Raw genomic sequence first — 26,667 nt, forward strand, 5'->3', positions numbered from 1 at the left:
GAAACCCGAGAAATCAGTGCTCCAGAATTCTGGAGAGGAAATCGCGCGCGCGCTCCGAGCGCGGCGCTTTGAAAAACGACTGAGGGTCGGCGATCTCGACGATACGTCCGCCGTCCATGAAGACGATGCGGTCGGCGGCCTGGCGCGCAAAGCCCATCTCATGCGTCACGACCACCATCGTCATACCGCTGCGCGCGAGTTCGAGCATCACGGCGAGCACCTCGCTCACCATCTCGGGATCGAGCGCGGAGGTGGGTTCGTCGAACAGCATCACCTTCGGGTTCATCGCGAGCGCGCGGGCGAGAGCCACGCGTTGCTGCTGGCCGCCGGACAACTCGGCCGGCACGGCGTCGGCCTTGTGCGCGAGACCGACGCGGGCGAGCAGACGGCGTGCGGCAGCCTCGGCGTCCGCACGCGACTGACGCAACACCTTGCGCGGCCCCATCGCGACGTTCTGCAGCACCGTGCGGTGCGAAAACAGATTGAAGGACTGGAACACCATGCCGATTTGCGCGCGCATCGCGGCCAGTCCGCGGCCTTCTTCCGGCAGACGCTGACCGGCGAGCAGAATTTCGCCGGAGTCGATCGTTTCGAGCCGGTTGATGCAGCGGCATAGCGTGGATTTGCCGGAGCCCGACGGTCCGATCACCACGACGACTTCGCCGGGCGCGACGTCGAGATCGACATCGAACAGCACCTGCTGCGCACCGAACGACTTGTTGACCCCGCGCAGCGAGACGAGCGGCGCGGCGGCGCTCGCCGTGGCGACATGAGCGTGGTCGTTCACACCCATGTCAGTTGCACCGTCGCCTTGAGTTGACCGACGGCGGTGCCACGGACGTTGCGCAGCACCGGGTCGGCCCATTTCGCGAGCGGCGTGCCCTCGGTTTCGAGCGGCAGGCCAAGTTGTTTCAGCACGGCGAGGGTCGTCGCATAGACGGCACCAAAGTTGCCGTCGGCGATCCTGATCGCGACACCTACGCCGGTGCTTTTGATCCCGATAGTGTGCACGCCGTCGGCGCCGACCTTCGCGACCCAGTCCCCGCCCGATGCATTCGCCAGCGCGAGATCGCAGCGGCCGGTGCCGGACACCATCGCCGGATGCGCGGCCATCGCCGAAAAAATGCGCGCGAGCGCGGCGTCCGTTGCCGCGCTCTGACCCGATGTCCCGGTGGCAAGCCGCGCCCACATCAGCGCGAGGCGCGCTAGCGGCATGCCGAGGTTCGGCGCGCTGCAGCCATCGATGCCATACCAGAGTTCAGAGTCCGGCAAACCGGCCAGCGCCGCCACGCCGCGGGTGATTTCCTGCTGAAGTTCGTGATCGCGCTCCAGGTAGCCGGCGCGCGCATAGCCATGCATGCAGCAATAACCGAGGAAACCCGTGTGCTTGCCCGAACAGTTGTGATGCCGCTGGTCGAACACGCTGCCGCGCGGCGGCAGATTGTCCTCGCTGTAGTGATCCGGCATGTGCACGCCGCAGCGCAGGTCGGACTCCGCCATGCCGATCTTGGCGAGCATCTTCGTCACCGCGTCGACGTGCATATCCTCGCCGCCGTGGCTCGCGCAGGTGAGCGCCAGTTCGGCATCCGTAAAGCCGAAGTGATCCGGACCGCCGTCGCGCACGAACGGCAACGCCTGGAACGGCTTCAACGTGGAGCGGGAGAACATCCAGGCGTGCGGGTCGCCTGCATGCGCCAGCAATGCGCCGTCGGCGTCGACAACGGCCACTGAGCCCCAGTGAATCCGCTCCACGTGGCCGTGACGGGTCGTGACGACAAGCGGGACATGCGAAGGAAGTGTCATTGCGTGTTTTTCAGGATTGGACGATCAACGGCGAGTTTAATTATTGCAAAAAAGTGCGTTTACTCGTAATTTCGAAAACGGTTTTGCACTGGACGCAATGACAATATGACCCTGAAAAAAGCGAAGGACGTGAGCCTCGACCATCTGAGCGCGATGCGCGCACTCGTGCGGATCGTCGAACTCGGCAGTTTCTCGGCGGCGGCGCGTGAGCTGAAGATCGCCACCTCGACGATCGCGCGCAAGATTACCGCGCTGGAGGACATGCTCGGCGTGCCGCTGCTGCATCGCTCGACGCATCATGTGGCGCTGACCGAGGCGGGCGACCTGTACCACGGGCGCGCGGTCTCGATGATCGCCGACCTGGACGACACCTTGCGCGTCGTGGCCGAACTCGATTCGGCGCCGAGCGGACCATTGAAGTTGACGGCGCCGGTGGCATTCGGCCGCCGCTTTCTGGCCCCACTGGTCGCGCCGTTTCTTGAGCGCTATCCGGGCATCCAGCTCGATCTTCGCCTCACCGACAACCACAACGATATGGTGATGGGCGGTTTCGATCTCGACATTCACGAAGGCGAAAACTATCTCGACAACCTGATCGTGCAGCCGATTTCGCGCAACGACAGCATCCTGTGCGCGACGCCCGCCTATTTCGAGCGGCGGGGCCGCCCGCAAACCCCCGCCGACCTGGCGCAGCACAACTGCCTGCGTTACCTGCATCCGGAGGGCGATCCGCGCTGGCATCTGTCGAACGGCAAGACCGTGCAGTCGGTGCTGCCTGCGGGGAATTTGCAGTCGGATCATTCGGAGCTGCTGCTGGAAGCGACGTGCGCCGGTCTGGGCATCGCCGAGTTCGAAATCTGGCTGATCCGGGACCTGCTCGTGAGCGGTGCGCTGGAGATCGCGCTGCCGAAATACCGGCTCGAAAACGCGTTGACCGGGCGGCAGATTTACATGGCGTATTTGCCGAACCGGCGCTTTTCCACCAAGGTCCGCGTGTTGCGCGAGTTCATGGCGGAGCACCTGAAGGGGATCGGTGAATGGCCGGGCGAGGGCCAGCCGTCGGGCCTGGACGCACGGCCTATCCGTGCAGACCCCTAGCCCGGAAAAGCTTGACACCTAAATTATGTGGAAATATTCTGAATTCAGAATGTTGAATTTAGTTTGAGGCCAATGGCCGGTTTCCTCCTCGCGGACGATCCGGCCCAATCTGGAAAGGACCATCCGTGCCCGACACATTGCAGGCTGCGCGCATCGTGAAGCCGACGATCTCAGCGCTGGAAGATTCACCCATCATCGACGTGTGGCGCCTGGGCATCGGCCGCCCGGACGTGATCGGCCTGTGGGCCGGAGAGAGCGATCTGCCGACGCCGGCCTTCATCTGCGAAGCGGCGAGCGCCGCGCTCGCGCAAGGCAAGACGTTCTATTCGCAGAACCGTGGCATTCCGTCGTTGCGTCAGGCCATTCACGACTACTACGCGCGGTTGTGCGGCGTCGAAATCGACGACTGCCGCATTTCCGCGACGTCCTCCGGCATGAACGCGGTGATGCTCGTCGCTCAGGCGATCGTCGGCGCGGGCGACAACGTCGTCTGCGTGACGCCCTCGTGGCCGAATATCCTGCGGGCGATTTCGATTCTCGGTGGCGAGGTGCGCGAAGTGCCGCTCGGTCACGATGAAAACGGCTGGTCGCTCGATCTGGATGCGCTGTTCGCCGCCTGCGACGAGCACACGCGCGCGATCTATTTCGCGTCGCCGGGCAATCCCACCGGCTGGATGATGGAGCGCGACGAACAGCAGCGCCTGCTCGACTTTGCACGGGCGCGCGGGATTTCGCTGATCGCCGACGAGGTCTATCAGCGCATTGTCTACGACCGTGCCTACGCGCCTTCGATGGTCGAAATCGCACAAGCCGACGATCCCGTCTTTGTCGTCAACAGTTTTTCGAAAGCGTGGGCGATGACCGGCTGGCGCATGGGCTGGATGATTTTCCCTGAAAGCCTGACCGCCACCTTCGAAAAGCTGATCCAGTTCAATACGAGCGGCGGCCAGGCGTTTTCGCAGGAAGCCGCCGCGCTCGCGCTCGCTGAGGGCGAGCCATTCGTGCAGTCGTTCGTCGAGCGATGCAGGGGCGGACGCCAGATTGTTCTCGACCGTTTCGCTGCGATGCCCGGCGTGCGGGTCGTGCCGAACCTCGCGTCGTTTTACGTCATGTTCGAGATCGACGGTGTGACCGACACGCTCGAATTCTGCAAGCGCGCGGTGCTCGAAGCGGGCGTCGGTCTGGCGCCGGGCATCGCCTTCGGCGCCCAGTCCGCGCATCAGATCCGGCTTTGCTATGCCCGCAGCGACGCCAGCCTGAGCGAGGCGATGGACCGACTTGAACCGTTCATCGCGCGGATGGCACAGCCGGCAAGACAGCCAGTAAGACAAACCGGTTAGCGGCGCAGCCCGCTTTTCCCTCTGACGCACACCGATCGCAGGCGCCACGCGCGCCCGCGAGGGTGCAACACGCACGCAGTTTTACCGTACCGGGGTTTTCAGATGACACGCACTGCCGACGCCACACCGACACAAGCGACGATCGATTGCCTGAGCCAGTTGATCGGTTTCGACACGACCAGCCGCAATTCCAATCTCGCGCTGATCGAGTGGGCCGCCGACCGTCTGGCGTCCGCGGGTGCAACGCTGCGCTACGACTACAACGCGGAGCGCTCCAAAGCGAATCTGTTTGCGACATTCGGCGCGGGGCCTGGAGGCGTGGTGTTGTCGGGGCACACGGATGTGGTGCCGGTGGATGGCCAGGCATGGACCAGCGACCCGTTCACCGCGCAGATTCGCGATGGCCGTCTGTATGGCCGCGGCGCCTGCGACATGAAAGCGTTCATCGGCGTCGTGCTGGCTCACGCGGAGCGCTTCGGCGCCGCGAAACTGCGCGAGCCGCTGCACGTCGCGCTGAGCTATGACGAGGAAGTGGGCTGTCTCGGCGTGCCGGGGCTGATCGCCGACATGAAAGACGCGGGGCTCACGCCGTCGGGCTGCATTGTCGGCGAACCGACGGACATGCGCGTGATCGCCTCGCACAAGGGCGGGCGCATCTACCGCTGCAATGTGCGGGGCTGTGCCGCACATTCGTCGCTGACGCCGAAGGGGCTCAACGCGATCGAGTACGCGTCGCGGATCATTTCCCGCATCCAGGATCTGGCGGAAGAAGAAGAGGCGCATGGCGAGCGCATCGACGGATTCGACGTGCCGTTCTCGACCATCTCGACCAACACGATCGAAGGTGGCAACGGACGCAACATCATTCCCGCCGACTGCGAGTTTTACTTCGAATACCGCTTTTTGCCGGGCGTGTCGCCGGACCGTTTCATCGATGTGCTCAAGCAGTACGTGGACGGCACCGTGCTGCCGAAAATGCGCAAGCGCAACGCGCTGGCGGATGTGTCGTTTGAATGCGTGGGCAGTATTCCCGCGCTCGACGCCCAGGAGAGCGACGAGATTCACCGTCTCGCGATGGCCTTGCTCGGCGATGCGCATGGCCGCGGCGGCAAGGTGGCTTATGGCACCGAGGCGTCGTTTTTCCAGAACGCGGGCGTACCCGGCATCGTGTGCGGGCCCGGTTCGATCGATCAGGCGCATAAGGCCGACGAATACGTGTCGCTCGAACAGCTCTATCAGTGCGAGCGTTTTATTGGGCGCCTCGTCGAGCGTCTGAGCGTGTCCTGATTCGCGGACTGCTTGTCACTGCCTGCTGCGTCGATCCTCTCACCGTTCTCTCCAACGCCACGCGACACGAACCCATGCAAACCGCTCACGCTTCACAAGCCGCGCCTGACAGCAGCGAAACCGCGCAGGACGTCGCGCTGTTTCGCAAGGTGACCTGGCGGCTGATGCCGATCCTCTTCATCAGCTACATCGTTGCGTATATCGATCGCGTCAACATCGGCTTCGCCAAGCTGCAGATGCTCGACGATCTGCACTTTAGCGCCGCGGTATATGGCTTCGGTTCCGGGGTGTTCTTCGTCGGCTTTCTGCTGTTCGAGGTACCGAGCAATCTGATCCTGTATCGCGTCGGGGCGCGCAAGTGGATCGCGCGGATCATGCTCACATGGGGCCTGATTTCGATGCTGACGCTGTTCGTGAAGACGCCCATGGCGTTCTACACGATGCGTTTTCTGCTCGGCGCCGCCGAGGCGGGCTTTCTGCCGGGTGTCGTCTATTACCTGACGCAGTGGTATCCGAAACGCCGTCATGGCCGCGTGATTTCGCTGCTGATCACCGCGGCGGCAGCCGGCGGTGTCGTCGTCGGTCCGCTGTCGGGCTGGATGATGGAAGCGTTCACGAATGTCGGCTCGTTGCGCAACTGGCAATGGCTGTTTCTGCTGCAAGGCATTCCCGCGTTGATCGTCGGCGTGGTGGTTTTTGTCGGTCTCGCCGATTCGCCGCGCACGGCGAAGTGGCTGAACGAGGCGCAGCGGACCCGTCTGCTTGCGATTGTGGAAGCCGATCATAGCGGCACGCACCAGCGCGCACGGATTCGCGATGCATTCGGCGAGGGCAAGGTGTGGCTGCTCGGCGCGGTGCTCGTCGCGCTGAATCTCGGCATCTATGCGGTGGTGTTCTGGACCCCGACCATTATCAAGGCCGCCGGCTTCGCGGATTACCGCACCATTGGCCTGATTTCGGCGATTCCTTATCTCGCGTCCGGTGTGGCCATGCTGATGCTGGGGCGGAGTTCCGACCTGTTTGGCGAACGGCGCTGGCATATCGCCGGCGCATGTATCGCCGGGGCCGTCGGTCTCGTTCTGAGCGTGGTGTTCGCCGCGAAGCCGGTGCTCTCGATTGCGGGCGTCGTGCTCTCCACAGCGGCGTTCATCGGCGCCACGCCGCTCGTGTGGGCGCTTGCTTCCAACTTCATGAAAGACCGCGCCGCGGCAGCGGGGTTTGCGTTGATGAATGCGCTCGCCGCGTTGGGCGGTCTGTTCGGCCCTTATCTCATGGGCCTGGCGCAGGACCTCACCGGTAACACGGCGCTGTCGATGCTCGGTGTCGCCGGATGCGCGGTGGCCGGCAGCCTGATCGTGTTGCTGCTGCCTTCAGCTCAGCGCCTGGCACAAGCCGAAACGCAAGCCGAAACGCAAACCAACACGCAAACCAGCAAGCAAGCACATACGCAAGGGCCAACCCCCACTCTCAACACCGGCGCGAGCGGTTCGCGTCAGGTCCCGGATCACCGCACGACGCAGTAAGACGTTTCGTTTTGAAAAGCAACTGGCTTACCTGTCGACGCGCGGCACATTGCGCGTCCCCTTCAATTCGCCTTACGCATTCGTCTCATCCCAACCTGATCGCTATCGATGAAACCGACGCCTAAAAAAATCGCCGCTTCCACACTGCTCGCCGGTCTTTGCACCGGCACGTCGATGGCCGCGCACGCGCAAAGCACCCTCACGCTCTACGGCATTCTCGATGCCGGCATTACCTGGGCCAGTAATGAAGGAGGCCACTCCGCGACGTTTCTCGACACCGGGGTCATGCAAGGTAACCGGCTCGGCTTCAAAGGTGCCGAAGACCTGGGCGGCGGCACCAAGGCCGTCTTCGACCTCGAAAACGGCTATCAGCTGCAGAACGGCAAGCTGGGGCAGGGCGGCGCGCTGTTCGGCCGCCAGGCGTGGGTGGGTCTGTCGAGCAACCGCTGGGGCGTGCTGACCGCGGGGCATCAATACGACTTCATGTGCGACACGCTGGAGACGTACTACACGCCGACCTGGTCGGCGGGCGGCTATGCGAACAATCCGCTCGATAACGACCGGATGAGCGGCCAGCGGGTCGACAACTCGATCAAGTATGTGACGCCGACCTTCGCGGGTTTCAGCTTCGGCGCCATGTACGGCTTCTCGAATCTCGCCGGCGATCTGAACGGCAACGGCCGCACCTACAGCTTCACCGGCGTCTACTCGCGCGGCAATTTCAGCGCGGGCGCGGCCTACACTGAAATCAGCGGGACCTCGATCGATATTTCGCCACTGATAGGCTCTGCCACACCGGTGAATGCCGGCGGCAACAAGTTGAGAACGTGGGGCGCCGGCGCCGACTATCAGTTCACTAATGTGACCGTGTATGGCGTCTATTCGCAAGCACAATATGAAGCGGCCCAGGGCATGCCCTCCGCGATGTTCCGCAACTATCAGGGCGGCTTCTCCTACACGCACAACGCCGCGCAGGTCTACGGCATCGGCTACGGACTCACCACGCTCGGCGCGAACAAGTACCACCAGTTGAACCTGACCTACGACTACTTCCTGTCGAAGCGCACCGACGTCTACGTGCAGTCGATCATCATGCACGCGACCGGCGACTCGGCGACCGCCGCCGTGATCAGTATTCCGGCTTCATCGAGCGGCAATCAGGTGTTGTTGCGCGTCGGCATGCGCCACAAATTCTGAGCGCCGTATCCACAGTCAGTCCAAACGCGACGAATCACACACACGTACTCATGCAATCGAACACACCTCAAATACCCGGCAAGCACGACGGCTGGCTCATGTATCACTCGGTTGGGCTGTTCCCCGAACAGGAAGCGGCCGTGCGCGATGCGCTTGCCCAGTTCGCGTCGAGCTGGTGCGCGCCGGGCCTGAAGCGCTGGGATGAAGGACTCGCCGCGCGGCAGCGCGTACTCGACGACTGGGCGCGCCTCGTCAACGCGGACAGCCGCAATGTGTTCGCCGCCGAGAACGTCACCGAGGCGTTCGGCAAGTTCGTCGCGGCGCTCGGCCCGCGGCTCAAAGGCCGCAAGGTGCTGATCGCCGCCGACTGCTTTCCGAGCCTGCATTTCCTGCTGTCGGGTCTCGCCGGCACGTTCGGCTTCACGCTCGCGACGGTGCCGCTCGCAGCGGGCGCGTCATGGGTCACCGACGAGGCGTTCATCGACGCATGGCGCGACGACGTGGCGCTGGCGGTGATCACGTGGGTCACCTCGACCGCGTCCAAACGCGCCGATCTCGACCGCCTGGTCGCACACGGGCGCAAGCAGGGCAGCCTGATTGCAGTCGACGTCACGCAGGGCGCGGGCATTCTCGATTTCGACGTCACCGCCCCGGCGGTCGATTTCGTCGCGACGACCACGCTGAAATGGTTGTGCGGCGCGCCCGGCACAGGGCTTGGCTACGTGTGCCCGGCCTTGCTCGACAGCGATCTCGTGCCGCAGATGACTGGCTGGTTCAGTCAACCGGACCCGTTCAACTGGGACATCACGCGGTTTTCGCTGGCGGCCGAAGCGCGCCGTTTCGATACCGGCACGCCGTCGCTCCTGCCGTTCGTGGCGTCGGCGCCGGGCCTCGCATGGCGTCTGTCCGAGGCAGCCGTTGGCTTGCGCGACTACAACCTGCGTGTGTGCCGTGCATTGATCGAGACACTCGATGCCAAAGGTTATGCCCTGCATTCACCGCGCGCCGACGAAGCGCGAGGCGGCAGTGTGATGGCCACACTGCCCGCGCATGTGGACCCGAAAGCGCTGGAAGCGTCGCTCGTTGAAGCGGGTGTCGTGGTCGACACGCGTGGCCGCGTGATGCGTTTTTCGCCGGGCGTCCTGACCCACGATTCGATCGCGAGCCGGCTCGCCGCGCTCTTGCCCGATTGATCCGCGCGTCGTCATCGACACGTTCCGAACCTGTTCAAGGGAGTCTTCAGATGGAAGTCACACCCGCAACAAACCGCGAGGCCGGCCTCGAGAAAGCGCTGAGCCAGCGGCAGATCACGATGATCGGCATCGGCGGCGCGATCGGCACCGGCCTCTTCATGGGTAGCGGTATCGCCATTGGCTATGCCGGTCCCGCCGTGCTGATCAGTTACGCGATCGCGGCACTGGTCGCCGTGATCATGGTGTTCAGTCTCGCCGAGATGGCGGTCGCGCATCCGTCGGCGGGATCGTTCGGCACCTATGCCGAGATGTATCTGAACCCGTGGGCCGGGTTTGTCGTGCGCTACACCTACTGGGTCATCGAGGTGGTCGCCGTGGGCGGCGAAGCGATCGCGGTCGGCATCTACATGGGCTTCTGGTTTCCAGGCATACCGGTATGGTGGTGGTCGCTCGCATTCGGCGCCGTGCTCGTGTATGTGAACTGCCGTTCGGTGACGAACTTCGGTTCGTTCGAATACTGGTTCGCGCTGATCAAGGTCGTGGCGATCATCGCGTTCATTGTGTTCGGTCTTGCCGCGATCTTCGGCTTCGGCGGTCTCGGCATGTTCGGTGCCGGCGGCCATTCGGAGCCGGTGGGCATGCATAACCTGACCGGGTTGCCCGGCGGCTTCATGCCGCATGGTTTCAGCGGCGTCTGGATGGGCGTGCTGATGGCGATCTTCTCGTTCTACGGCGTCGAAGTGGTGGCGGTGACATCGGGCGAGGCACGCGATCCGCAGAAGGCGATTCCGCACGCATTGCGCTCGATGGTGCTGCGCCTCACGCTGTTTTATCTCCTCGCGCTCGGCATCATGATCACCTATTTGCCGTGGACCGAAGCCGGTGCAAAGATCGTGCAGCAAAGCCCGTTCGTCAGATTGTTCGAACATGCGGGTGTGCGTCACGCGGCAGGGCTGATGAACTTTGTGGTCGTCACGGCCGCGCTATCCAGCATGAACACGAATCTCTATCTGTCTTCGCGGATGATGTTCTCGCTGGCCCGCGGCGGCTTCGCGCCGCGCTGGCTGGGCAAGTTGACGGCACGTGGCACCCCGCTTGCCGCCACGCTGGTCTCCGGGCTTGGCGTACTGGTGGCCGCGCTCATCTCGTTCCTGAGTCCTTTGGCCTATAACTATCTGTTCGGTATCGCGTTATTTGGCGGGATCATGGTGTGGATGGTCATCCTCATTACGCACTTGCAGTTCCGCCGTGCATGGCGTGGGCGCGCGTTGCCGGTGCGTATGCCGTTCTTTCCCTATGCGCAGATTCTCGGCATTGGCCTACTCGCTGCGATCCTGATCACGATGGGCCTCGATACGAGCTTCTGGGACATTTCGTGGATCGTCGGCGTGCCGTGGCTCATCCTGGTATCGCTCGTGTACTTCCTGTTCCGCAAACGGCTTGCCGGACTTTCCGCGGTATCGCCCTGAGACGGTTGGTCTGAGACGAGGAGACAAATGTGAGTCCTGTTATCAATCCGATGCGCGGACCCAATGCCTTCAAGGTCGGCGTGTTCTCCGCGAACGCCGACGGCGGGCTGAGCTTCACCACCGTCCCGGAACGCTGGCGCGCGGGCTGGGACGAGGTGCAGCGCGCGGCGCAGATCGCTGACGAAGGCGGCCTCGACTTCTTCCTGCCGATTGCGCGCTGGCGAGGCTTCGGCGGCGCGACCGATGTGCGTCAGTGGTCGTTCGAAACCTTTACGTTTGCCGCCGCGCTCGCTGCCGTGACGAAACGGATCGCGCTGTTCACGACCGTTCACGTGCCGCTCGTGCATCCGTTGTACGCGGCGAAAGCGCTCGCCACCGTCGACCACATCAGCCACGGGCGCGCGGGCCTCAATATCGTCTGCGGCTGGAACCCCGACGAATTTGCGATGTTCGGCATGCAGCTGAATCCGGAAGGCTATGCGCAAGCCGCCGAATGGGCGGACATTCTGCAGCGGCTCTATACATCGGCGGAGCCGTTCGACTTCGACGGCCGTTTCTATCAATTGAAGGACGCCATTTCCCGGCCGGTGGCCGTGCAGACGCCGCGACCGGTCACGATGAACGCGGCCTTCGGACCCCCTGGACGTGACTTCGCCGCGCAGCATTGCGACTGCCTGTTTACGACGTTCTCGGAACTCGACGCGGGGCGCCAGCACATCGACGATATCCGCCAGCGCGCGCAGGCTGTGCAGCGCGACGTGCAGGTCTATACGGTAGGGCATGTGGTGTGCCGCGAAACCGAAGCGGAAGCGCGCGCCTATTACGACCATTACTCACGCGACCATGCGGACGAAGCCGCACTCGATTACCACATGCGCCAGAAGAAAGGCTTCAGCCAGAGCCACGACGCCGCCGCTTACCGGTTATACCGGCAGCGCTTTGCCGCCGGTACGGGTACCTTTCCGCTGGTCGGTACGCCGGAGCAGATCGTCGCAACCCTGACGCAAATGCATGAGGCCGGTTTTGCCGGCGCGGCGCTATCGTTCGTCAATTACGTCGATGAACTGCCGTTCTTCTGCGAGCGGGTAGTGCCGTTGATGCGCGAAGCGGGCCTGCGCGTCGCTTGATCGGACATCTACTGCTTGACTAACGTGTCCCTTCACCATAATCTGAATTCAGAATTCGTAAATCAGGAAAGGAATCATCTTGGCTCAGTCTGACGATAAGGTTGTCAAGCTTCCGCGGCGAACCGCACTCAAGGCGACTACGCTGAGCGAAAGCATTTATCAGGAAGTGCGGGGACGTCTGCAGCGGGGCGAGATCGGCGCGGAAGAACGTGTGCTCGACTACGAAATCGCCGAGGAATTCGACTGCACACGCATGCCGGTTCGTCAGGCATTGCTGCGGCTCGCCAACGAAGGCTATCTGGTCGGTACGACGCGCGGCTTCGTGGTGCCGACCATCACGAGCGACGACATTCACGAGATCTTCGAAGTGCGCCGGCTGCTGGAACCGGCGGCCGCAGCAAGTGCCGCGGCCGTGTTGACGGACAAGCAGGAAGCCGAACTCAAAAAGGCCTATCAGAAGGCGCGCCGCGCTTACGAAAAACAGGACGTCGACCAGATGATTTCCGCCAACGTCGAGTTTCGCGCGACGTGGCTGGAGGCCGTGCAGAACGCGCGCCTGCGTTCAACCATTCTGCGTTTCGTCGATCACGCGCAGCAGGTCCGTATCGGCACGCTCAACAACCGCGGGACGCAGAAGATCGTCATAGACGGCATGCGGGCGCTGCTGGAAGCGTTTGTCGAGCGTGACCCGAAGCTGATCAAGGTCGCGATGCTCGAATTCATGCTGAGCGCCGAACAACAGTATTTCGCCTTGCTGAATGCGAACGAAGCAGGCGAATGATCGCTGGCTCGGCAACGCTCGCGCCGCCAGCGCCGCAGGCCGTGCCGGGCTCGCATTTCCAGAACTAAAGCAGGAGACAGTGTGCACGACACCCCCATTCTTTCGATGCTGCATGACAAGCAACCGATCGACCTTATCTGGCTTTCACTGGGCAGTCCCGCGATAGCGGAAATCGCAGCACATACGCGGCCCGGCGCGATCGTCATCGACATGCAACACGGGCTGTGGGACAGGGCTTCGCTCGAAGCAGCAGTGGGGGTGGCGCGTCACAGCACGCGCGTCATCGTGCGATGCGCCGACGATTCGCCGACTTCAATCGCGCAGGCGCTCGATTCCGGCGCGCATTCGGTACTGATTCCGTTGATCGAGAGCGGCCGCGCGGCAACGGCTGCTGCATCCGCAAGCCGTTATCCGCCGCAAGGCACGCGCTCAGCGGGCGGTGTGCGTCCGCTGCTGCGTGGCGTCGAGACGTTGCTGGACGCCAATCGTGAAGTGGCGGTGGGCGTCATGATCGAGACGGTCGCGGGCGTCGAACAGGCCAGCGCGATTGCGCAGGCGAATGGGGTGGATTACGTATTCATCGGCACCGGTGATCTCGCGATGTCTCGTGGTGCGAGCCAGCCCGCCGACATCGAACGCGATTGCGAACAGGTTCGGCGTGCGGCGCTCGCAAGCGGCCTGCCTTGCGGCATTTTCACATCTAACGCGGCGGATGCGGCAAAGCGGCTGGAGGCCGGCTACGCGCTGGCAGTCGTTGCAAACGATATCGAACTGATCAGGCGTGGCGTGATCGATGCGCGGGCGATGCTGAACACGCGCCACGCTTAACAGAACAGGCCATAGCAGCAAGCTGGCGGCGACGCACCCCGCGTGCGCCGCGGCTTGAACACGTCAATACGATTTCAACCCGATTTAAAGCGCGGCGAAAAAGCTGGCATCGATCCGCGCTGCTCGCATTACGGCATTCGAACAGGAAAGCATCGACATGGCTGAACGATCGTTCAAGGCTGAAGTAGAGAAACTGCGCACGCCGGCAGGATCGGAGTTTCGCGGCGAAGGGATTCTTGGCGTCACCAAGGCGCTGCTGCAATCAGGCGTGTCATACGTCGCGGGCTATCAGGGCGCGCCGATTTCGCATCTGATGGATGTGCTCGCCGATGCAAACGACATTCTCGAAGAACTGGGCGTGCACTTCGAAAGCAGCGCCAGCGAGGCGACGGCCGCGGCAACCCTGGCCGCTTCCGTCAACTACCCGTTGCGCGGTGCGGTGACGTTCAAGGCGACAGTGGGCACGAACGTGGCTTCCGACGCGCTCGCCAATCTCGCGTCCGGTGGCGTGACCGGCGGCGCGTTGATCATTGTCGGCGAGGATTATGGCGAGGGCTCGAGCATCATGCAGGAGCGCTCGCATGCGTTCGCGATGAAGTCGCAAATCTGGCTGCTCGACCCGCGGCCGAATTTGCCTTCTATCGTCCATGCGGTCGAAAAGAGTTTCGAGCTTTCCGAAGCGAGCAATACGCCGGTCATGTTGCAGATGCGGATTCGCGCCTGTCACGTGCATGGCCGCTTCATCGCCAGGGAGAACGTCAGGCCGTCATTCACGCTCAAGGATGCGATCGAGCAACCCGTGCGCGACGTCAGCCGCATTGTGTTGCCGCCCGCGAGCTTTCTGCATGAAGAGGAAAAGATCCAGCGCCGTTGGCCGGCCGCGGTCGATTTCATCAAGCGTGAAAAGCTCAATGAATTCTTCGGCAGTGAAGAAGGCGATATCGGCATTGTGACTCAGGGGGGCATGTACAACACGCTGATGCGCGCGCTGCAACTGCTCGGGCTCGCGGATATTCACGGCAACACCGACGTGCCGCTCTATGTGATGAACGTCGCCTATCCGCTGATCGACGACGAAGTCCGCGGCTTCTGCGAGAACAAACGCGCGGTCCTGATGATCGAGGAAGGCCAGCCGGAGTTCGTCGAGCAATCCGTCAGTCTGATCCTGCGGCAGGCGGATTGTGCCGCGCGCCTGCACGGCAAGGACATGCTGCCGCGCGCCGGCGAGTACACGCCGGCTGTGGTGATGAAGGGGCTGCTCAAGTTCTTCGAACGTTACTGGCCCGATTGGGACGGCAGAGCCGGATTGTCCGACGGCGTGCTCGCGGCCATCGCGCCGCAGCGACCGGTGTTTGTGCCGGTTCGCGTGGCCGCGCCCGACAGTACACAACAGGAGGCACAGGTCGAAGAGACTGCTGCACAGGTTACCGAGACGCTCCCAGCGGTTCCTGAGTTGCATCCACGGCCACCGTCTTTCTGCACGGGTTGTCCCGAGCGCCCCATTTTCACCGCGATGAAACTGGTTGAGCGTGAACTCGGGCCGCATCATGTGAGTTGCGATATCGGCTGCCATCTGTTTTCGATCCTGCCGCCATTCAATCTCGGCGCCACCACGATGGGCTACGGCCTCGGCTGGGCCGGCTCGGCTGCGTTCAATACCCAGGAAACGCAACGCCGCACGATCAGCATGATGGGCGATGGCGGCTTCTGGCATAACGGCTTGACGAGCGGCGTCGGCAATGCGGTATTCAACAAGAACAATAACGTGCTGGTCATCGTCGATAACGGTTATTCGGCGGCCACGGGCGGCCAGGACATTCTGTCGTCGCGCGCGGCGAATTCGATTCGCGCGACCAACAACCCGATCGAAACAGCCGTGCGCGGCGTCGGCGTGAAATGGGTCAAGACGATTACGCACACGTATAACGTGGCGCAAATGCGTGACACGTTGCGCGATGCGCTCACCACGCGCGAGCTGGGGCCGAAGGTCATCATCGCGCAGTCCGAATGCATGTTGAACAAGCAGCGCCGCGTCAAACCGCTCGTGAGGAAGCTGGCCAGCGAGGGCAAGCGGGTCGTGCGCGAGCGCTTCGGTGTCGATTCCGATACCTGCACCGGCGATCATTCGTGTATCCGCCTGTCGGGTTGCCCGTCGTTGACGGTCGCCGACAACCCCGATCCGCTGAGGCGTGAGCCGGTTGCCGCGGTCCTGAACAGTTGCGTGGGCTGCGGCTTGTGTGGCGAGGTATCGCACGCGGCGGTGTTGTGCCCATCGTTCTATCGCGCGGAAGTCATTTCCAATCCGAACTGGTGGGACAGGTTGTCGACACGCGTGGCGAATGCCGTGATCGGTTGGCTGCAACGGCGGGTGGCCGCCCGGGAGGTCCGCTATGTCTGAGCGTCCTATCGGCATTGCGATTCTGGCGATGGGCGGCGAAGGCGGCGGCGTGCTCGCCGACTGGATCGTCGATCTGGCTGAACACGAAGGTTATCCGGCGCAGACCACATCGGTGCCCGGCGTCGCGCAGCGCACTGGCGCGACGATTTACTACGTTGAGTTCCATCCGCGCGCAGTGGATGTTTACGATCATGCGCACGAGCCGATTCTCTCGCTGGTGCCCACACCGGGTGACGTCGACATTGTGATTGCGTCCGAGTTGATGGAGATGGGCCGCGCAATCCAGCGCGGGTTGGTCACGCCGGACAGGACCGTCTTGCTCGCTTCCACTCATCGCGTGTATTCGATGACGGAGAAGACCTCGATGAGCGACGGCCGCGTCGATCCACGCCCGTTTATCACGCAAGCGGAGAAAGCGGCGAAGCATTTCGTTCACGCTGATTTTGCGCAGATCGCGGAGCAGAACGGCAGTGTCATCAGCGCGGCACTATTCGGTGCGCTGGCCGGCGCTGGTGCATTGCCGTTTTCGCGTGAGCAGTTCGAAGCGGCGATCCAACGCGCGGGCGTTGGTGTGCAAAGCAGCTTGAAAGCCTTTGCGGCCGGCTTCGAAACCGCGCTCGGGTCGTACAGGGAGACGCGGGACGCCTCCCACTCGAAAGACGAAAAAGCGCCGGAGGATGCGGCGAGCGCACGCGAGCATCGGCCGTTCGACATCGGAGCGACGCGCAATCCTGCCATTGCAGCGCTCGATCGACGCATCGAAAGCGAATTTCCCGCGCACGCCGCGGACATTCTGCATCGCGCGGTTCGTCGTCTGGCGGACTATCAGGACGTGAGCTATGCCCGCACGTATCTCGATCGACTGAAGCCGCTGTGTGCGATAGAGGATGCCGGCACGCGCGGCGCAGCATCGCTTCTCTGCGAAACGGCGCGGTATCTCGCGCTCTGGATGTCGTATGAAGACACCGTTCGGGTCGCCGAACTGAAGATCCGGGCCACGCGTTTCGCCCGTGTGCGCGACGAGGTCAAGGCAACGCCGGGGCAGCTTTTGCATATCAACGAATTTCTCCATCCGCGGGTGGACGAAATCGCCGATACGTTGCCGGCGGCGCTCGGCCGCTGGCTGCTGAAGCGGGGACCGCTGCGGTCGATGGTTGAACGCCTGACATCGCGCGGACGCATTGTGCGGACCACTTCCGTACGCGGCTTTCTGATGCTGTACGGCGTGGCGTCGCTGCGCGGCATACGGCGGCGTTCATTGCGCTTCCAGCGCGAGCACGCCGAAATCGATGCATGGCTTGCCACGACGCTTCGCCATGCCGCTTGCGATTACGCATTAGCGATCGAAGTTGCGCGCAGCCAGCGTCTCGTGAAGGGCTACGGCGATACGCACGCGCGCGGTATGCGCAACTACAAAAAGATCGAAGTGGTTTTGCCGCTCGTCGCTCGCCAGACGACGCCCGCTCATTGCCTGAACGCGCTCTGTGAAGCCGCATTGGCCGACGAAGAAGGCGCACGTCTGGACGCGATGCTCATTGATCTGACGCGCAATGGAGACTCGCACGGTACGCGCGCGAGTCATGACCGAATGGGCAATTTGTCCGCAGTAGCGAGCGCTGCGACGCATTGACTGACGGCATGTTGAGCGGAATGCGGATGCCATTGGCCAGGTCCGCGTCCGCCAGCATCGACCGGATTGAAATCGACACTCGACGGGATAAAGGAAACTTCTGATGCCAGGTATTCTGCAGCAACTCGCCACCGCACTCAAAGAAAGCGCTATTGAGGTGATCGATCTGAGCCAGGCGCTTCACCATCGCACGCCGATCATTTCACTGCCGCCGCAATACGGACAAAGCGCGCCGTTCCGCATGGAAGAGATATCGCGCTACGACGAGCGCGGGCCGGGCTGGTACTGGAATAACTTTTCCTGTGGCGAACATACCGGCACGCACTTCGACGCTCCGGTTCATTGGGTGACGGGCAAGGATTTTCCCGACAATACGACGGACGCCATTGCGGCAGGCAATTTCATCGCGCCGGCATGCGTGATCGACGTGTCTGCGCGTGTCGAGAAGGATAGCGACTATCTGCTGACAATCGCGGACGTCGAAGCATGGGAGGCCGAACATGGCCGCATTCCAGCGGGTTCGTGGGTGTTGATGCGAACCGACTGGTCGAAGCGCACGGACCCGGAGGCATTTTTGAATGCGCGCGAAGACGGCAGTCACACGCCAGGGCCTCATCCCGATCTACCGGAATTTCTGGCAAAGGAGCGCGACGTTCTGGGTTGGGGCGCCGAGGGCGTCGGAACCGATGCGGGTCAGGCTTATGCTTTCTCGAAGCCGTTCCCCTGTCACTCGACCATGCATGGCAACAATAAGTTTGGGCTTGCAAGCCTTGTCAACCTGGACAAGCTTCCGGCGAAAGGCGCGATGCTGATTACGCCGCCGCTCAAGATCGTAGGCGGCTCGGGAAGTCCTTGCCGGGTGCTTGCGCTGGTTGAGCGTTGAGCTGCCATTGAGTGATGCCCAGCCGCGCGCGGCTGGCGAGAATCGGCGCGAGGCGGCTGAGAGAACCGCGCTCGAAAAGCCGGCGCCAGGTCTTCACGACCGCGCCGTCGTCGCAATCGCGACACCCACGATCGCGACCGCCATGGCCCACCAGGCCGGCGCGGGCAATACTTCGCCGAGCATTGCGTACGACATCAACGCCGCGCCCGGCGGCACAAAGAAGAATAGCGACGCCACCTGCGAGACTTTGCCGGCGCGCGTCATCGCAAGAAGCAGCGTGATGGCAATCAGCGAGTTGCCGATCACCAGATACAGCAGCGCGGCGACGAACGTGCCGGTCCATTGAACATGCACCGTTTCGAACCAGACGGACAAAGGCGCGCACACCACGAAGCCAATCGCGTACTGAATCAGATTCGCGCTCAGCGGGTCCTGACGCGTACCGAAGCGCTTCTCATAGAGCATCGCTGCGGTCATGCCGCCGAGTGCGCCGACCGCCAACAGCAAGGCGCTCAGTGACTGCACTTCGACGCGGCCGCGCGCCACGATCACGCCCGCTGCGCCCAGCAGGCCGAGTATCAGCCCAACCCATTTACGGGCACTGACGCGTTCAGCAACCAGCGCGGGCGCGAGCACGCCGACAAGGATCGGCTGCAACGACACCACCAGTGCAAGAACGGTCGACGCGAGGCCCGCTGTCAACGACAGATAGCTCAGGCCGAAATACATCACCTGAACCAGAAAACCGGTCACGGCAAGATGCAACCAGGCTTGCGCGCCGCGCGGCCAGACGGGGCGCCGCCATACGCACAGCACGAGCAGTACGGCTACGCTCAACGCGAAGCGGATCGACAGGAGGGCGAGCGGCGTTGCATAACGAAGCCCGATTTTGGCGATCGGGAAACCGGCCGACCACAGGAGGAGAAAGAGTGCCGGCGCAGCGGCAATCAGCCAGCGGTGCTCCAACGGTGTGCGGACTGACGCCTGATCCATCGCGGTTGTTCTCCCGTAGTCATACGTACGATAAGCATGCTGCCCCTGATTGCAACTCAGGACAGCATGCATGACAAGCCTTGTTTGTCGTCATTTTCCTGGACGAATCAGGTTTACCCGCAAACCATGTGAACGTTCGCATGGCTGGGTTTACTTCCCTGCGCGGTTGCCTATATTGGATCATGTGAACGATCACATTGCGGGGAAAAATGAAATCTGACGAAACCCATCGCGCGCCGACGTTAAAGGATGTCGGCAAACAGGCTGGCGTGTCGTATCAGACTGTTTCCCGCGTGATGAACGGCTCGGAGCGAGTGAGTCCCGCGACGCGGGACCTCGTGGTCGCTGCGGCGCAACAACTCGGTTTCAGAATGAATCGGGTGGCGGGCAGCTTGCGCACGAATCGTTCACGCACGATCGGGCTCGTGATGTCCGATGTGGCGAACCTGTTCTTCGCGGAGGTCGTCGGCGGTGTCGAAGCCGAAGCGGCGCTGAACGATTACTCCGTGATTCTCGCGAACAGCGGCGAGGACCTCGAACGTGAGCGTACGGCCGTGATGGGGCTGATGGAGCGGCGCGTCGACGGCTTGATCGTTGCGCCGGCCGAGGGCGATCACGGCTATATGGAGCGCGATCTGCCGGAGCGGCTGCCGCTGGTCGCGATCAACCGCATGATCGAGGAATTCGTCTGCGGCGCGGTGCTGAGTGACAACGAGGGCGGAGCGCGCCTTGCGGTGCAATATCTGCTCGAACGCGGCCATACGCGAATCGGTGCGCTGTCCGGGTCCCGCGGACTCATGACGTCGCGTGAACGGGTTGCCGGCTTCAAGGCGGCGCTGAAGAGCGCGCATATTCCCGTGCGGCGCGACTGGATACGGTTCGGCGGCTTGCAGGCCAGTTCGGCCTACATCGCGGCGCTGGCCTTGCTCGACACTGAAGACCGGCCGAGCGCCTTGTTCGCCACCAGCAACACGATCGCCGAAGGCGCATTGCTGGCGATGCGCGAGCTGGGTCTGCAACGCAATCGCGATGTCGAGGTGATCTGTTTCGACGACGTGCCCTGGGCACGGCTCGTCGATCCGCCGATGCCCGTCATCGCGCAGGACACGCATCAGATCGGCCGGATCGCGGTGCGCATGCTGCTGGGACTGATCGGCCACGACGGCTCGCAGGCGGAAATCGTCAGATTGCCCACCCGCCTGATGACCAACGAGATCGTCTTGCCGGCGCGCGCCTCGAAACCGCCTGCCGCGCCGCGGCCCGTTGCAGGCGCAGCGCCGCTCAAACGTGAGAGAAAAGCGTCGGGCGCCAATCCGAAAATACGCAGCACCGGAGAAGTCTCATGAGTCACGCGACCTTGCGCTCGGGCCTGGCACTGAGTCCTGTGACCTTGGCGCCCTGTGCGTTCGAACAGGCCTTCGAGCACACCGCACGGGCGGGCTTCACGGGCATCGGCTTGCGTTACGACCAGTTCGAGCGCTATCTGGCGCAAGGCGGAACCGTCGACGAAGTACTCGGCTGGTTGAGCGCCTACGGTCTGCAGGTTGCCGAGGCTGCGTTTCTCGCGGAATGGCAATACCACGGCGGCGTGCCGCTCGTCAGCCGCCGCCAACGCAGCGGTGGCGTGGACGAAACGCGCGAACATTTGTTGGGCCGCTTGCATACGTTCCTGCAGCATTGCGAGCAGTTCGAATGCGCGAACGTGACGGCCGTTCCCGCGTTGCGCGAAACGGGCGAGCTCGCGCTCGCCGCCGAGGAATTCGCGTCGTTATGTGATCTCGCACGGCCCTATGGCGTGCGCCTGTGCCTCGAATTCATGGGGACGTCCCCGCAGATTTCGACGCTGGCGAGCGCCACGGAGCTGGTGAATCTGGCCAACCGCGCGAATGGCGGCGTGTTGATCGACACCTTCCTGTTCCACCAGGGTGGCTCGCTCGTCAGCGATATCGCGCGGATTCCGCTAGAGCGGATCTTCAACGTGCAACTCGCCGACGCCAAAGACAAGCCGCTCGCGCAACTGGACATGCTGGCCGACCGTCTCTTTCCGGGCGAGGGCGTGGCCCCGGTCCAGACGATCGTGGATGCACTTGTCGCGCATGGCTACGACGGCTGGTGGACTGTCGAGCTGTTCAATCCCGACTTTGCCCGCCTCGATCCCGCCTCGCTCGCGTCGCGCGCGGCAGCGTCGGCAGCGGCTTTATTCGAGCGCCCGCTTACCGACAGAAAAATCGCAGGAGCCAGCGCATGAATTTCGATCTGCAAGGCGTCATGGTGACAGGCAGTGCGGGCGGCCTTGGCCGCGCGGTTGCACTCGGCCTCGCCGCGCGCGGTGTGAGCACCATTTGCGTGGATGCGAATCAGGACGGTCTCGCGCAGACCGCGAGCGAAGTCGAAGCGCTGGGCGTGCGCTGCCTGCCGGTCGTTGCCGATCTGGCGTCGGAAGCGTCGATCGCCGGCGTGTTCCAGCAGGCCGGCGACAGCGGCATCGCGCTGGACGGCATCGTCACGTGCGCCGGCATCACGAGCAAGACACGCGTGCTCGATCTCACGGTGGCTGAATGGGACCGCGTGATGAACATCAATCTGCGCGGCACCTTCCTGTGCGTGCAGCAGGCGCTTCGCACGATGGTGCCACGCAAGCGCGGACGCATCGTGACGGTCGCCTCGGACACGGCCAAACGCGGCGCGGGCCGCCTCTCCACGGCAGCCTATGGCGCATCGAAAGGCGGCGTGGTCACGCTGACGCGCTCGCTCGCCCGCGAGCTCGCCGTTCATCGCGGCGCGATCCGCGTGAACTGCTTATGTCCCGGTCCGATCTGGACCGACATGCATCTTGGCATGACCGCGGAAGAGCGCCAGACCGTCGAGAACTCGGTACTGATGGGCCGCTTCGCCAGGCCCGAGGAAATTGCCGCGGGCGTGCTGTTCCTGCTATCCGACGAAGCGTCGTTCGTCTACGGCGAGACGTTGACGGTGGATGGCGGCGTGGTACTCGATTAATTGTCGCGCGTCAGGTCGACGGGCGTCAGCCTGGGCGCGCAGCCCTAACTGATCGTCAAGGAGAAGCAGCAGATGGACACGTTCAAAGGAAAAGTCGCCGTGGTCACAGGTGCGGGGCGGGGCATCGGCACCGTGATCGCCGGCTATCTGATCGCCGAGGGCGCCACCGTGTATGTCCCCGATCTGGACGGCGAACGCTCACGCCAGGCGGCGGAGCGGCTCGGCGAATCGGCGCGGCCGGCGACGCTGGACGTGACATCCGCCGATCAGGTGAAGACCTTCTTTCGCCACGTGGATAAAGAGGCGGGCGGCGTCGATCTACTGGTGAATTGCGCGGGCGGTTACGCGCCGCTCGTGCCGACGTTGAACATCACCGAGGCCGAGTACGACCTCGTGATGGATTCGAATCTGAAAGGCACCTTCCTCTGCTGTCAGGCGGCGATTGCTTCGATGATCAAACGCGGCGGCGGCGCGATCCTCAACTTCAGTTCACTCGCGGGCAGACAGACGAGTCCCGCGCTCGGCTCGCCCTACACGGCAGCGAAAGCGGGCGTGCTCGGACTCACGCGTCATCTGGCGAAAGAGTTCGGCGCGAACGGCGTGCGTGTCAATGCAGTCGCGCCCGGCACGACGGAAGGCGAGCGCGTCGCGGGATTGCTCACGCAGGACGACCGCGAGCGTCAATTGGCCGGCATTCCGCTCGGCCGCTTCACCACCGCGGAAGATCTCGCGGACGTCGCGGTCTTTCTGCTCTCGGAGCGTGCCCGCTACATCACGGGCGCGACCATCGACGTCAATGGCGGCGTGCTGACCATCTAGGCCGCTTCAACGAGACCGATTGCAGCGATTACGCGGGAGACATCATGCGCACGGTGTACGTTGCCGGAACCTGTGACACGAAGGGCGCCGAACTCGGCTTCGTACGGGAACGGCTGCTGTCGGCCGGCGTGCCCGCGCTGCTGGTGGACGTCGGTACGCTTGCTGGGCCGCGTGACCATGTACGGCCGGATATCGATGCCGGCACGGTCGCCGCATGCCATCCGGACGGCGCGGTGGCGATCAGCCACGCGGCCGATCGCGGCGCGGCCATCACGGCGATGGGTTGCGCGCTGGCACGGTTCCTCGCGGGCCGTCACGACGTCGGCGGCATGATCGGCCTGGGCGGTTCGGGCAATACCGCGCTCGTCACCGAGGCGATGCGTGCGCAGCCGGTGGGTCTGCCGAAGGTCATGGTGTCGACGGTGGCCTCGGGCAACGTGGCGCCGTATGTCGGCACGAGCGATCTCATGCTGATGTATTCCGTGGTCGATATCGCGGGGCTGAACCGCATCAGCCGCGTGATTCTCTCGAACGCGGCGTGTGCGATGGCCGGCATGATGAAGGCGGACGCGGCGCTAGAAAACACTGCGTGGGCCGCGCACGTCAAGCCGACGGTCGGCATTACGATGTTCGGCGTGACGACGCGTGGCGTCGATCTGTTGCGCGAGCGGCTGGACGAAGAATACGAGTGTCTGGTGTTTCATGCGACCGGCACCGGCGGCCAGGCGCTCGAAAAACTGATCGACAGCGGCATGATCGAAGGCGCAATCGATCTCACCACGACCGAAGTGGCGGACTTTCTCGCGGGCGGTGTGTTTCCCTGCCTCGCCGATCGCTTCGGCGCGATTGCGCGCACCAAAGTGCCGTATGTCGCTTCGTGCGGCGCGCTCGATATGGTCAATTTCGGCGCGCCGGATACGGTGCCCGCGCGCTATGCGGACCGGCTGTTCTATCACCACAATCCGCAAGTCACGTTGATGCGCACGTCGGTCGACGAGTGCCGCCGTATCGGCGAATGGATCGCGCAGCGCCTCAATCGTTGCGACGGGCCCGTGCGGTTCCTGATTCCCGAGCGTGGCGTGTCGGCCATCGACACCGAAGGTCTGCCCTTCCATGACCCCGACGCCGATCACGCGTTGTTCGATGCGATTGAAGCGACGTTCCAGCCGAGCTCGATGCGGCGTATCGAGCGCCTGCCGTTCCATATCAATGACGCCGCGTTCGCGGACGCGGTCGTGGCGGCGTATCGCGCGCTCGCTGACGGACAGTCCCAAGCCAACGTTATGACGAGGTGAGCACACCATGCCACGTTTCGAAAGAACCGCTCTGCTTGCACGCTATCGGGAGATGATCGCGCGGCGTGAGCCGATTGTCGGCGGCGGCGCGGGAACGGGTCTGTCGGCCAAATGCGAGGAAGCGGGTGGCATCGACCTGATCGTCATCTACAACTCGGGGCGCTACCGGATGGCGGGGCGCGGCTCGTTGGCGGGGCTGCTCGCGTATGGCAACGCGAACGACATCGTCAAGGACATGGCGCGCGAGGTCTTGCCGGTGGTCAAACATACGCCGGTGCTCGCCGGCGTGAACGGCACCGATCCGTTCGCCGATATGGACAGGTTGCTCGACGAACTCGGTCAGATGGGGTTTTCCGGCGTGCAGAATTTCCCGACCGTGGGTCTGATCGACGGCACGTTCCGGCAGAACCTCGAAGAAACCGGCATGAGTTACGCGCTCGAAGTGGAGATGATTCGCATGGCGCGGCGCAAGGATCTGCTGACCACGCCCTACGTGTTCAATGCGAACGAGGCCGCGGCCATGACCGAAGCCGGCGCCGACATCATCGTCGCGCATATGGGGCTCACGAGCGGCGGCGCGATCGGCGCGAAAACCGGCGTGGCGCTGGAGGAGTGTCCGGTCCTGATCGAGGCGTGGGCATGGGCCGCGAGGCAGGTGCGCAGCGACATCATCGTGCTGTGTCATGGCGGCCCGATCTCGACACCCGAGGATGCGGCGTACGTGTTGCGATCCTGCCCGTCGTGCCACGGCTTTTATGGGGCGAGTTCGATGGAGCGCTTGCCGACGGAGATTGCGTTGACGCAGCGCACGAAGGAGTTCAAGGCGATTTCGCGCGATGGGTCGGAAGGTGAGTGATTGACGAGGAGGGCCGTATGAGCGGTTTGCCAGGAATTGCGGTGGTTGGTTGCGGGCGCATTTCGCGTTCGCATCTCGCCGCGGTGTCGTCGCAGCCGGAGCTGGCGACGTTGATTGCAACGGTCGACAGCGACATCCGCCTCGCGCAGGAAGCTGCGGCACGCTACGGCGCTCAGGTCGCCCTCGATAGCGTGGAGGCGGCGCTCGCACGCAGCGATATCGACGCGGTCGTGGTGTGCCTGCCCAATCATCTGCACGGGCCGGTGGCGATCCAGGCCGCGCGCGCCGGCAAGCACATCCTGGTTGAAAAGCCGATGGCCGACACCGCGGAGGATGCCCGCGCGATGGCCGAAGCCGCGCGCGAGCATCGCGTGGTCCTTGCCGTTGCGCAATGCCGGCGTCATTTCCGGGCGATCCGCTATCTGGCAGAGCATCAGACGCAGTTCGGCGAACTCATTTCCGCGCAGGTCAGCCTCGGCGTGTATTGGCCCGACGCGCAGGCCGCATGGTGGCGTGAAGCCGATAAGGCGAGCGGCCTCGTGGTTGCGTTAAACGGCCCACATGTGCTCGATTTCGTGCAAATGGTGATGCGTGACGATCCGCTGCGCGTGCATGCCGAAGCCGTGCGCCGCAACGATTTCTGGGCTGGCGAAGACGAAGCGATGATGCTGCTCGCCTATCCGGGCAAGCGTCTCGCATCGCTGCATCTGTCGTTCAACCAGCGGCCCGTCGAGAATCGCAAAGTGCTTGTGTTCGAACGCGGCACGGCCGTAATCGAGAACGACACCCAACTGACTTTCAACGGCGATCTGCTGGTCGCGCAAGGCGATGACGAGAAGCGTCACTACCTCGACGAAGCGGTCGAATTCGAGCGGCAGTTCCGCGAATTCGCGCTCGCCATGACCGGGCAGCCGAACCACTCGGTGAGCGCGGCTGAAGGCATCCGGCTGATGCGCACGCTCGACGCGGTGCATCAGGCATTTCGCAGCGGACAGACCGTGGAGCTGCCGGGCGCGGTTGAAGATGCGCAACCGATGGACGCGGTACCGTAGCGTCGAGCCAGTCGCATCGGCGGAAAAGAACGGAGACATGCAGTACCAGCCGGACATGCCGGCGCAAGCATTCAAAGAGCAGTCAAAGAGCAGCT

23 protein-coding genes are annotated in these 26,667 nt (G+C 63.4%); 20 read left to right on the forward strand and 3 right to left on the reverse strand.

From position 1 onward, the window contains the following. Positions 1-13 precede the first annotated feature (13 nt). Both PQR53_RS18915 and PQR53_RS18920 read right to left on the reverse strand, forming a co-directional pair. The gene (locus PQR53_RS18915) at positions 14-793 is read right to left on the reverse strand and encodes an amino acid ABC transporter ATP-binding protein (RefSeq protein ID WP_408456807.1); all 780 of its coding nucleotides are present in this window, start codon (positions 791-793) and stop codon (positions 14-16) included. Continuing rightward, the gene (locus PQR53_RS18920) at positions 784-1,803 is read right to left on the reverse strand and encodes an asparaginase (RefSeq protein ID WP_408456810.1); all 1,020 of its coding nucleotides are present in this window, start codon (positions 1,801-1,803) and stop codon (positions 784-786) included. The genes PQR53_RS18915 and PQR53_RS18920 overlap by 10 nt, the downstream gene beginning before the upstream one ends. Before the next feature lie 105 nt (positions 1,804-1,908). Here PQR53_RS18920 and PQR53_RS18925 point away from each other — a divergent pair, with 105 nt between their 5' ends. The 13 genes from PQR53_RS18925 (at position 1,909) to PQR53_RS18985 (ending at position 18,557) form a co-directional block, all read left to right on the forward strand. Then, the gene (locus PQR53_RS18925; RefSeq protein ID WP_408456813.1) at positions 1,909-2,901 is read left to right on the forward strand and encodes a LysR family transcriptional regulator; all 993 of its coding nucleotides are present in this window, start codon (positions 1,909-1,911) and stop codon (positions 2,899-2,901) included. Positions 2,902-3,026: 125 nt separating this feature from the next. Next, on the forward strand, positions 3,027-4,241 hold the full coding sequence (locus PQR53_RS18930) for a pyridoxal phosphate-dependent aminotransferase (RefSeq protein ID WP_408456816.1): 1,215 nt from the start codon (positions 3,027-3,029) through the stop codon (positions 4,239-4,241). Positions 4,242-4,343: 102 nt separating this feature from the next. Then, entirely contained in the window at positions 4,344-5,528 is a 1,185-nt protein-coding gene (gene argE / locus PQR53_RS18935) for an acetylornithine deacetylase (RefSeq protein WP_408456818.1), read from the forward strand. Between the two features lie 74 nt (positions 5,529-5,602). Continuing rightward, on the forward strand, positions 5,603-7,051 hold the full coding sequence (locus PQR53_RS18940; protein ID WP_408456821.1) for an MFS transporter: 1,449 nt from the start codon (positions 5,603-5,605) through the stop codon (positions 7,049-7,051). Positions 7,052-7,159: 108 nt separating this feature from the next. Further along, entirely contained in the window at positions 7,160-8,248 is a 1,089-nt protein-coding gene (locus PQR53_RS18945; RefSeq protein ID WP_408456823.1) for a porin, read from the forward strand. Between the two features lie 50 nt (positions 8,249-8,298). Then, on the forward strand, positions 8,299-9,441 hold the full coding sequence (locus PQR53_RS18950; RefSeq protein ID WP_408456826.1) for an aminotransferase class V-fold PLP-dependent enzyme: 1,143 nt from the start codon (positions 8,299-8,301) through the stop codon (positions 9,439-9,441). Between the two features lie 50 nt (positions 9,442-9,491). Next, positions 9,492-10,910: an amino acid permease gene (locus tag PQR53_RS18955; protein WP_408456829.1), complete on the forward strand. Its 1,419-nt coding sequence runs from the start codon at positions 9,492-9,494 to the stop codon at positions 10,908-10,910. A 29-nt stretch (positions 10,911-10,939) separates the two neighbouring features. Beyond that, complete coding sequence (locus tag PQR53_RS18960) at positions 10,940-12,037, forward strand: LLM class flavin-dependent oxidoreductase (protein WP_408456832.1); 1,098 nt, start codon at positions 10,940-10,942, stop codon at positions 12,035-12,037. A gap of 79 nt (positions 12,038-12,116) precedes the next feature. Next, entirely contained in the window at positions 12,117-12,818 is a 702-nt protein-coding gene (locus PQR53_RS18965; protein ID WP_408456835.1) for a GntR family transcriptional regulator, read from the forward strand. 81 nt (positions 12,819-12,899) lie between these two features. Further along, positions 12,900-13,646 (forward strand): HpcH/HpaI aldolase family protein, encoded by a 747-nt coding sequence (locus PQR53_RS18970; RefSeq protein ID WP_408456838.1) that lies wholly within the window; start codon positions 12,900-12,902, stop codon positions 13,644-13,646. A 157-nt stretch (positions 13,647-13,803) separates the two neighbouring features. After that, positions 13,804-16,044 carry a thiamine pyrophosphate-dependent enzyme gene (locus tag PQR53_RS18975; RefSeq protein WP_408456840.1) on the forward strand — a complete coding sequence of 747 codons (2,241 nt, stop codon included), beginning with the start codon at positions 13,804-13,806 and terminating at the stop codon, positions 16,042-16,044. After that, positions 16,037-17,674, forward strand: a complete 1,638-nt coding sequence (locus PQR53_RS18980) for an indolepyruvate oxidoreductase subunit beta family protein (protein WP_408456843.1) — start codon at positions 16,037-16,039, stop codon at positions 17,672-17,674. The genes PQR53_RS18975 and PQR53_RS18980 overlap by 8 nt, the downstream gene beginning before the upstream one ends. A 103-nt stretch (positions 17,675-17,777) precedes the next feature. After that, positions 17,778-18,557 (forward strand): cyclase family protein, encoded by a 780-nt coding sequence (locus PQR53_RS18985; RefSeq protein WP_408456846.1) that lies wholly within the window; start codon positions 17,778-17,780, stop codon positions 18,555-18,557. Between the two features lie 93 nt (positions 18,558-18,650). Here the strand turns inward: PQR53_RS18985 and PQR53_RS18990 are convergent, their stop codons facing one another. Continuing rightward, entirely contained in the window at positions 18,651-19,550 is a 900-nt protein-coding gene (locus PQR53_RS18990) for a DMT family transporter (RefSeq protein ID WP_408456849.1), read from the reverse strand. Between the two features lie 209 nt (positions 19,551-19,759). Here PQR53_RS18990 and PQR53_RS18995 point away from each other — a divergent pair, with 209 nt between their 5' ends. The 7 genes from PQR53_RS18995 (at position 19,760) to PQR53_RS19025 (ending at position 26,572) form a co-directional block, all read left to right on the forward strand. Then, positions 19,760-20,896, forward strand: a complete 1,137-nt coding sequence (locus PQR53_RS18995) for a LacI family DNA-binding transcriptional regulator (RefSeq protein WP_408456852.1) — start codon at positions 19,760-19,762, stop codon at positions 20,894-20,896. Beyond that, positions 20,893-21,798, forward strand: a complete 906-nt coding sequence (locus tag PQR53_RS19000; RefSeq protein ID WP_408456855.1) for a sugar phosphate isomerase/epimerase family protein — start codon at positions 20,893-20,895, stop codon at positions 21,796-21,798. Before PQR53_RS18995 ends, PQR53_RS19000 begins: the two co-directional genes overlap by 4 nt. Continuing rightward, positions 21,795-22,550 carry an SDR family NAD(P)-dependent oxidoreductase gene (locus tag PQR53_RS19005; protein ID WP_408456858.1) on the forward strand — a complete coding sequence of 252 codons (756 nt, stop codon included), beginning with the start codon at positions 21,795-21,797 and terminating at the stop codon, positions 22,548-22,550. Before PQR53_RS19000 ends, PQR53_RS19005 begins: the two co-directional genes overlap by 4 nt. Before the next feature lie 72 nt (positions 22,551-22,622). Beyond that, a complete protein-coding gene (locus tag PQR53_RS19010) occupies positions 22,623-23,369 on the forward strand; it encodes an SDR family NAD(P)-dependent oxidoreductase (RefSeq protein WP_408456861.1) in 747 nt (248 codons plus the stop codon). A 44-nt stretch (positions 23,370-23,413) separates the two neighbouring features. After that, entirely contained in the window at positions 23,414-24,664 is a 1,251-nt protein-coding gene (locus tag PQR53_RS19015; protein WP_408456864.1) for a Tm-1-like ATP-binding domain-containing protein, read from the forward strand. A gap of 7 nt (positions 24,665-24,671) precedes the next feature. Further along, the gene (locus tag PQR53_RS19020; protein WP_408456867.1) at positions 24,672-25,520 is read left to right on the forward strand and encodes a phosphoenolpyruvate hydrolase family protein; all 849 of its coding nucleotides are present in this window, start codon (positions 24,672-24,674) and stop codon (positions 25,518-25,520) included. A 17-nt stretch (positions 25,521-25,537) separates the two neighbouring features. After that, complete coding sequence (locus PQR53_RS19025; protein ID WP_408456869.1) at positions 25,538-26,572, forward strand: Gfo/Idh/MocA family protein; 1,035 nt, start codon at positions 25,538-25,540, stop codon at positions 26,570-26,572. Positions 26,573-26,667: the final 95 nt, after the last annotated feature.

This window comes from Paraburkholderia fungorum (assembly GCF_046027605.1).
Lineage (GTDB): Bacteria > Pseudomonadota > Gammaproteobacteria > Burkholderiales > Burkholderiaceae > Paraburkholderia > Paraburkholderia fungorum_F.